At 42.9% G+C, this 7,368-nt stretch carries 11 protein-coding genes; 7 read left to right on the top strand and 4 right to left on the bottom strand.

The window, feature by feature from the left end; genetic code table 11:
- The first annotated feature begins 231 nt into the window (after window positions 1-231).
- Window positions 232-1,392: a benzoate/H(+) symporter BenE family transporter gene (locus E0496_RS30185; protein ID WP_141505682.1), complete on the top strand. Its 1,161-nt coding sequence runs from the start codon at window positions 232-234 to the stop codon at window positions 1,390-1,392.
- 117 nt (window positions 1,393-1,509) lie between these two features.
- Window positions 1,510-2,154: a response regulator gene (locus E0496_RS30180; protein WP_141505687.1), complete on the top strand. Its 645-nt coding sequence runs from the start codon at window positions 1,510-1,512 to the stop codon at window positions 2,152-2,154.
- A gap of 20 nt (window positions 2,155-2,174) precedes the next feature.
- Here E0496_RS30180 and E0496_RS30175 read toward each other — a convergent pair whose 3' ends face one another.
- Together E0496_RS30175 and E0496_RS35750 are read right to left on the bottom strand one after the other, a co-directional pair.
- The gene (locus E0496_RS30175; protein WP_141505680.1) at window positions 2,175-2,786 is read right to left on the bottom strand and encodes an SCO family protein; all 612 of its coding nucleotides are present in this window, start codon (window positions 2,784-2,786) and stop codon (window positions 2,175-2,177) included.
- A complete protein-coding gene (locus tag E0496_RS35750) occupies window positions 2,783-2,932 on the bottom strand; it encodes a hypothetical protein (RefSeq protein WP_161601639.1) in 150 nt (49 codons plus the stop codon). The genes E0496_RS30175 and E0496_RS35750 overlap by 4 nt, the downstream gene beginning before the upstream one ends.
- A 227-nt stretch (window positions 2,933-3,159) precedes the next feature.
- On the opposite strand from E0496_RS35750, the gene E0496_RS30170 reads away from it, so the two are divergent.
- Entirely contained in the window at window positions 3,160-3,561 is a 402-nt protein-coding gene (locus E0496_RS30170) for an Rrf2 family transcriptional regulator (RefSeq protein WP_141505685.1), read from the top strand.
- 86 nt (window positions 3,562-3,647) lie between these two features.
- Here E0496_RS30170 and E0496_RS30165 read toward each other — a convergent pair whose 3' ends face one another.
- On the bottom strand, window positions 3,648-3,848 hold the full coding sequence (locus E0496_RS30165) for a DUF6199 family natural product biosynthesis protein (RefSeq protein WP_141505679.1): 201 nt from the start codon (window positions 3,846-3,848) through the stop codon (window positions 3,648-3,650).
- A gap of 193 nt (window positions 3,849-4,041) precedes the next feature.
- Between E0496_RS30165 and E0496_RS30160 the strand changes: the two genes are divergently transcribed.
- The 4 genes from E0496_RS30160 (at window position 4,042) to E0496_RS30145 (ending at window position 6,114) form a co-directional block, all read left to right on the top strand.
- Complete coding sequence (locus E0496_RS30160) at window positions 4,042-4,539, top strand: GNAT family N-acetyltransferase (protein WP_241675041.1); 498 nt, start codon at window positions 4,042-4,044, stop codon at window positions 4,537-4,539.
- 204 nt (window positions 4,540-4,743) lie between these two features.
- Window positions 4,744-5,028, top strand: a complete 285-nt coding sequence (locus E0496_RS30155) for a hypothetical protein (RefSeq protein ID WP_141505678.1) — start codon at window positions 4,744-4,746, stop codon at window positions 5,026-5,028.
- A gap of 24 nt (window positions 5,029-5,052) precedes the next feature.
- The gene (gene csaA / locus E0496_RS30150; RefSeq protein ID WP_141505677.1) at window positions 5,053-5,382 is read left to right on the top strand and encodes a chaperone CsaA; all 330 of its coding nucleotides are present in this window, start codon (window positions 5,053-5,055) and stop codon (window positions 5,380-5,382) included.
- Between the two features lie 273 nt (window positions 5,383-5,655).
- A complete protein-coding gene (locus E0496_RS30145) occupies window positions 5,656-6,114 on the top strand; it encodes a GNAT family N-acetyltransferase (protein WP_141505683.1) in 459 nt (152 codons plus the stop codon).
- Window positions 6,115-6,324: 210 nt separating this feature from the next.
- Here E0496_RS30145 and E0496_RS30140 read toward each other — a convergent pair whose 3' ends face one another.
- A complete protein-coding gene (locus E0496_RS30140; RefSeq protein WP_141505675.1) occupies window positions 6,325-6,738 on the bottom strand; it encodes a stress protein in 414 nt (137 codons plus the stop codon).
- Window positions 6,739-7,368 lie beyond the last annotated feature (630 nt).

Genomic DNA, 7,368 nt, shown 5'->3' with positions numbered 1-7,368 from the left:
GTTCCAAGACGTCATGTATTCACAACATAACCATTATTCAGAGGCCTCCTGGTAAGGGCGGCCTCCAAACTAAAGAGTGACATTTTCATAGCACAGTTAAGGTGACATTTTCACAGACGATTGACAGGTAGGAACCAAAAGGTTGACTGGGCGGATGTAATTCGATTATTCTAATGTCCAGCTTATTGCGGAGCCAAACATCCATGGAGCAAGAAAGAAAGGGAATTTGAAATGCAGATTCATGCAAAACAATGGTTAACTGGTTTTTTATCAGCATTGCTGGCATGTACGGGTGGAGCTGTACTTATCGTAAGCAGCGCAGCGCAAGCGGGTTTCACGAATAAAGAGCTTGTTTCCTGGATTTTTACGGTATATGTATTTGGAGGACTATTCAATATCGCATTATCCCTTTATTACAAAATACCGTTCGGCGGGGCTCATTCGATAACGGCTGTTGCTTTTCTAAGCACGTCCGTCGTCTATTTTTCAATGGCAGAGCTGGCAGGAGCTGCGATTATGGCGGGAGTGATCATCGCTGTATTTGGCTTATCGGGCCTTGTGGACAAGCTGCTGGCTTTTTTGCCGAAGCCTTTACTTGATGCGATGTTAGCAGGACTGATATTCAATCATATTGTGAAAATCGTACCGGCGCTCAAAGACATCCCATTTATCGGACTTATGGCTTTGGCCGGTTTTCTTCTTTTTCCAAAATGGATTAAAAAGTGCCCACCGATCCTCGGTGTCATTGTCATGGGAATGCTGGCGCTCTCGGTCGGATATGACTTTCCTGAGGCGGAGACAATTCCATTCGCGCTGCCACACGCCATATGGCCGGTGTTTTCGTGGCATGGTTTTATTTCACTGGCGCTGCCACTGGCACTGCTCGTGCTAAGCAATGACTTGTTTGTTGCCCTTGCAGCGCTTCGGAAAAACGGCTATGAGCCTTCTGCTGTGAAGGTTATTACGTTAACGGGGGTAGCTACCTCGCTTACAGGCTGGTTTGGCGGGCATGCGGTCAATGTCGGAGGCATGATGAGCATGTTATGCAGCAGTGAGGAGGCAGGTCCGAAAGGCAAGCGGTATTACTCTGCTATCGTGTCGGGTGCATTGGTTATGCTGTTTGGGTTATTTGCCTGGAAAGTCATTGCTTTTATGAAAATTTTGCCGCTGGCGTTTATTGTAATCGTTACTGGCTTTTCATTAGTAGGCATATTTATTCAAAGTATACAATCGGCCTTCTCCGAGCAGCTGTTCCGTTATTCGACAGTTGCTGCTTTTGTCATTGCGGTGTCAAACGTTACCTTTCTTGGCATCTCGGCTCCAGTATGGAGTCTTATTGTGGGTATGGTTATGATGAAGTGGTTTGGCGAGGGCAAGCCGAGTGCAGCCTAACAGGTAAATTTGTTGTCGCTTTACCCCGAATTTTTTGGACAAAGTAGCTCGAACGAGTCATGCCTTCTCCCCCATAAGTAAGCGACAATGGAAGGAGAGGCAGGTGACGGGCAAATGATGCAAACGGTACGAGTGTTAATTGTTGACGACCATCCACATGCAAGGGAAGGAATACGGTCCATTCTTAGCGAGGATGTGTTATTTGAAGTCGTTGGAGAAGCCGCGAACGGCGAGGAAGCCATTTATTGGACGGGACAGGTTATGCCAGACTTAATCTTGATGGACATCAATATGAAAAAGATGGGTGGGTTAGACGCGACAAAGGTCATCAAGTCGCAATTCCCCTATGTGAAAATAGTGATGGTTACCGTATCCGATAATATTACGCATCTATTCGAGGCTTTAAAGAAGGGGGCACAGGGCTATCTCCTGAAAAATTTAAACCCCGGAGCATGGCTCGAATATTTAAGAGCGATTGCGTTTGATGAGGCGCCTATGTCGCAAGAGCTTGCCCAACGGATTTTGAGCGAATTCTCGCATGTCAAACCTCCAAGGGAAGAGGACACGCCTCTTACGCCTAGAGAGAAAGAGATTCTATTGTTGGTGTCACAGGGCATGCTGAACCGGGATATTGCAGCCGAGTTGGTTATATCAGAGCATACGGTGAAAAACCATCTGAAAAATATTCTCCAAAAGCTTCATTTGGACAATCGGGTGCAGTTGGCCAGGTATGCATACGAGCGGGGCTATTATCAGCTATAGCGCACTGCATAAGAGTGAGTTTAACGCTCTTTCAGCAAGCTGCGAATATCCTTAAGGATTAATCCGTTATCCATTTCTTCTCCCATTCGGTAAACCTTGCGAACTTGCTGATTGGCATCAATCAGCAGAAGCGAGGTAACCGTGTGGACAAATTGATTGTCGGCAAGTCTTTGAACGGCGATGCCGTATTCCTTCGCCTTTTGAATCGTATAATCCTCATCCCCGCGCAGCAGACTCCAGCCCGATTGATCGATGCCCATACGCTCGGCATAGGCTTGAAACACCTCAGGCGTGTCGGTGTTCGGATCGAAGGTTATGGCAGCGAACTGAACGTTTTCCCCAAATATTCCTTGTTTCTTTAGCTCGTCTTGAAGCAATACCATATTATATGTCGTGGCAGGACAGATGTCAGGACAGCTCGTAAACATAAATTCCATAAGCATAACTTTTCCCGCTTGCTCACTTAGCTTAAAAACGCTGCCGCCAAGCTCTTCCAGTTCAAAATCAGGCGCCGGCTGGACGACAGGCAGCTTGTTGCTGCTCTGTAGGTTGTAAATGAAGTACGCAGCTGTAGCTAGTACCAGCAATATAACGGCTATTCCATATTTAGTGCTTATGTTTCGGGCAGTCATGTTGGGTCTCCTTGGCGATCGGAGGGATAGGATAAGATATGCTGTTCTTGGATAACGTCATCCTCCTTAATGACGCTTGCCCCCATTTTCAGAACAAACAAAAGTCCTCCAAAAAATAATCCTCCGATAATGATCCAGTAAAGCATAGTATAATCCCCTCTCTTATTTCAGATTTTCGCGACAGTATGTTTCATAGGCTTTAGTACACGTACAACTATCATTATAGAAGGAAAGACGATCGGATTTTAATGACTCAAACGAGCTATTTTCTAAACGGGGCTAGGAATCATAACAGAGGGGAGTAGCGAAGGCTTGACTTGTACTATTCTTAACAGTTATCATAGATCAATTAAATCTGCAAAAGAGGTGCATGATGAAGTATTCAAAGGCGACCAATTATGCTCTTCACACGATGCTTTTTTTGGTAGCGGCATCGTCTGATAAACCAGTAGGTGTGGCGCAGCTTGCGGAGAAGCAGGGAGTTTCACCAACCTACCTGTCTAAAATATTGACAAAGCTTGTAAAAGCGGGACTGATCGAGTCAGCTTCAGGAGCGAATGGCGGGTATCGGGTAAAGAGGAAGAAGGAGGAGATATCGTTTTTGGATATTATCCACGCGATTGAGGGAACAGCTTCCTTGTTTGATTGCAGCCTTAACCATCCCGCTGAGTGCTTAATCCAGAAGGTTATGGTGGAAGCGGAGCAAAAGATGGAGCAGCATTTGTTAAACCAGAAAATTGTTGAATTAGCAGCAAAAATAACTGTGGACTCTTAGGTTCACAGTTATTTGTTGGACTTGCTTTATCATAGGAGATTAAGTCCGGCGTTTTCAAATTAAAAAAGAAAACCATTATCGGCAAGTCAGTTGAAGAGAAAGGGAACGAATACGAATACAAAGACAATCAATACGATGATACTACTGATCCGACTCATCAAAATATAAGCATCGCTGGGCTCCGAATCTCCCTTTACCATCCAACCGTACCTCATATACCAACCGAACCTCGGAAAGAAAATGTTAAGAAGCGCCAGCAAGACAAAAAGAATAGCAAACATCACCATTTAAATCATCTCCTTCCTTATTCTTACGTAGAATACAAAAAAGATGTTTCAAAACGTTCACATTTGATTAAAGTGAAATATACATAAAATCCCTAATGTCATAACCGATTATGTTATGATTACTTTAGTTGCGCCTTAAATAACCCACCTATCCTAGCTGGAAAACATAAGATGTATTTCGTGAAAATCAGATATGGGGGAAGTGATTTTGATGATTGAAATTTTCGATGTGAGAGATAAAATGGAGGATTTGGATGAAGCGATCATGGTTTTCTGGAAACAGTGGGGAAATCAGGGGAACTTTAAATTTTATCAGGATTGTATTATGAATGCTTGTCATCCATCTCATGATTTGCCGCGTTTTTACATTGCTGTCCATAACGGTACCATTATCGGAACATATGCGTTATTAAGAAACGATTTGATCAGCAGGCAAGATTTGTTTCCGTGGCTCGCATGCCTTTATATAGATCTTCGGTTTAGGGGCAACAACTTAGGCGCTCAATTACTGGACCACGCCGCACGTGAGACCGAAAAGCTAGGTATGGAAAAGCTTTATCTTTGCACAGATATAGACGGTTATTATGAAAAAAAAGGATGGGCCTTTTTAACGACGGGATACATGTTTAATGGCGAAGCCGCTAAAATTTATGAAATGGCCGTAGATCGAAAAGACAAGGATAACGTATGATTTATTTGTTGTTTTTGCTGTTATCGTTGTTTTTGATAGCTGTAGACCATCGTGGTGATGCCGCGAAGGTCAAAGCGAGTCTATCACATTAGTTTTAAAGGAAATATTGATGATGCATTGTTTGTTACAGGCAGCACGAATAGTATAGGCGTGAAGTTTATAGATGGCTTGCAAGAAAAAGAAACGTAACGTAGGTGAATCTATATGATTAGAAAAAGGTTAGTGAACCTGTCCTTTGCCGCTTTCATTATGATAGCGGTGGTTTTGGTTTACAGCTTTGCGTTCCCATTTGAGGCTGGCCATCCGCTGCAGGGATTGTGGTTTGGTCTGATTATTACGGTGACTCCTTTTGGCATTATAGCGGCGTGGTTTGGCAAGCAGGGGAGGGAGGCCGCTAAACTACGAGGGATTGCCATTACAGGGCATCTTGTTTTAATCCTATTTTTATTTTTATATATGACGCTTGGTTATGTGTTTTTTGGAGTTTAAGAAAAAATTTTGGAGGAAAAAAGAATGGCAGAATTAGAAGATTTCACAAAGCTGGATATTCGAATTGGTACGATTTTGACAGCGGAGCTTTTTCCTGAGGCCCGAATCCCAGCGATAAAGCTTGTAATTGATTTTGGCTCGCTCGGCCTTAAACGATCATCAGCACAAATCACTCGCCGTTATGAGCCCGAGGCACTGGTTGGTCGGCAAGTGGCAGCGGTTGTTAATTTCCCACCCAGACGCATTGCTGGCTTTAAATCGGAGGTGCTTGTTATTGGAGGCGTGCCGGCAGAGGGCGATGTGGTATTGCTGCAACCGGATACGGCTGTACCCAATGGAACACCGATCGCCTAGAACTTAATTGACCTATCTAAGGGCACCTTGAAGAAAGAAGAGCATGCTCTTCTTTTTTTACGATCGTGAGTTCATCATCTCATCACATTCGCCCCTATCACAGACATAAAATCCTCATATAACTATTACCCGCTTCCGTTTGTTTTGAAATATCAAATGACATAAGATTAGAAAAATATAATGGATACGAAGTTTTTGTTGTATATCAAAGGTACATATCTAACAAAAAGAGAATTAGGATGTGTGTTATTTTATCGATTAAGGGGGATTCAAATGAAGGTAGTCATTGATATGGCGACGGTTCAGGATGCATATGAAATTTTAGCGTTACAGAAGCGGGCCTATCGAAGTGAAGCGGAGCTGTATAATGATTTTTCCATTGAACCGCTTATACAGACAGTGGAAGAACTAAAACGGCAGTTCAACAACCACACTGTGCTTAAGGCCTCGAAGGGGAAGAGTATTATTGGTTCGGTTAGGTGCTATAATGAGAACGAAAGCAGCTTTATTGGCAAACTGATGGTTCATCCAGAATATCAAGGCTTGGGGGTTGGCAAGCTTTTGATGCAGGAAATTGAAAAAGCTTGTTTTGCCCAAAGATATGAGTTATTTACAGGCAGCAATAGTTTGAAGAATATCCGCTTGTACGAAAAGCTGGGCTATCGAATATTTAATACGAAGGTTATCAATGAGCAGGTTAGTCTAGTATTTATGGAAAAGACGAATGCTTAAATTAACTATTGGCGGAATACTCTCAAAATAGTTAATATGAGCCGTAAAAAGGATGAGATAAGCTCAGTAATTAATATCATTTTTTTCATAACTACCATCCTTTGAGAAAGTTTTCTTTCTGAGAATAAAGCGTGGTGAAGACAATCGTTGGCAGCGACAGTCTAAGACTTATTTTCGTGTCTCAGGCTGCCACTAGGTTCTTGTAAACTATTATAAATTTTTGAGCGCGGCTTTATATTTATTGAAATCTTCTTCTTTCACGCCACCGCTTAGCTGGATAAGCACGTTTCCTTTTGTAGCTGTCCAGGAAGAGAACATGGTTGATGTTTTAGCCATTTTATCGAAATAAGATTTAGCTGCATCCAGGCTTTTATTATCGTCGAAGATAAAAATACGTAAGCCTTCCGCTTCACCAAGTGAAGGTACTGATGAACGGACAACGTTAGTTGCGGTAAAAGGTAGTACGTTGAGGTCTTCTGCCGTCAGTACGACTGGGTTCTCAGCTTCTAAGCCAGCATCCTTAAATATCTTGATCACTTCATCTGTTGTTACTAACTTCGCCTCGCTGCAACCACTTAACACCAAAATAACTGATAGAATTAATGCACCCACTAATTTCTTCATACCTTCTCAAACCCCTTTATTGTTAGTATACATAATATTTTACTACATATTTCCACAAATGCCCAAGGGTTTCGACAAATTAAAGATAGAGGAGCAAGGTTGGAAAATCACTAGGCTTAAGCCACTCGTATCGATTCAAGAGTGGTTGTAAAGTAATTTGACAGTACTGACCTGGAAGGCAAGATTTTCGGAAAAAATATTCACTACCGAAGGCTGCCTTACGCTATCCACGCCTAATTACTCAGCAAGTACAATGAATCCGCCTATCGGACGAAGTGCAGACTTCAATTGGAATTGAAATTTGAGAGAGCGGAAAAAATACTAAAACGTTAGATCATGCAGCCAAGTTGGTTGCCTGTATGCTTATAGCTCGCGGCTGGGAGTGATCGACTGCAGCGTCATTATGATTGGTCGACAAGATACGCCCTCGCTTATAGTGCTGGCGGACACTGGCCGTAGCGGTGAGAGCATCGAAATAACAAAACAGCCCACTAACCATATGAAGTGAAGTGCTCCCTGTCAAGTAGACAGTGAAAAAAACAAAAAAAACGGTTAGGCCTATCCCTCAGTTCAAGTACAGAGAACTGGGGGATTATTTCATTACGCAGCTCGACGATACTCATGGGGAGA

Origin of the sequence: Paenibacillus luteus (genome assembly GCF_006542765.1) — a bacterium.
Classification (GTDB): Bacteria; Bacillota; Bacilli; order Paenibacillales; family Paenibacillaceae; genus Pristimantibacillus; species Pristimantibacillus luteus.
Note: the sequence above shows the minus strand (reverse complement) of the source record. Positions and strands in the feature narration are given on the sequence as shown.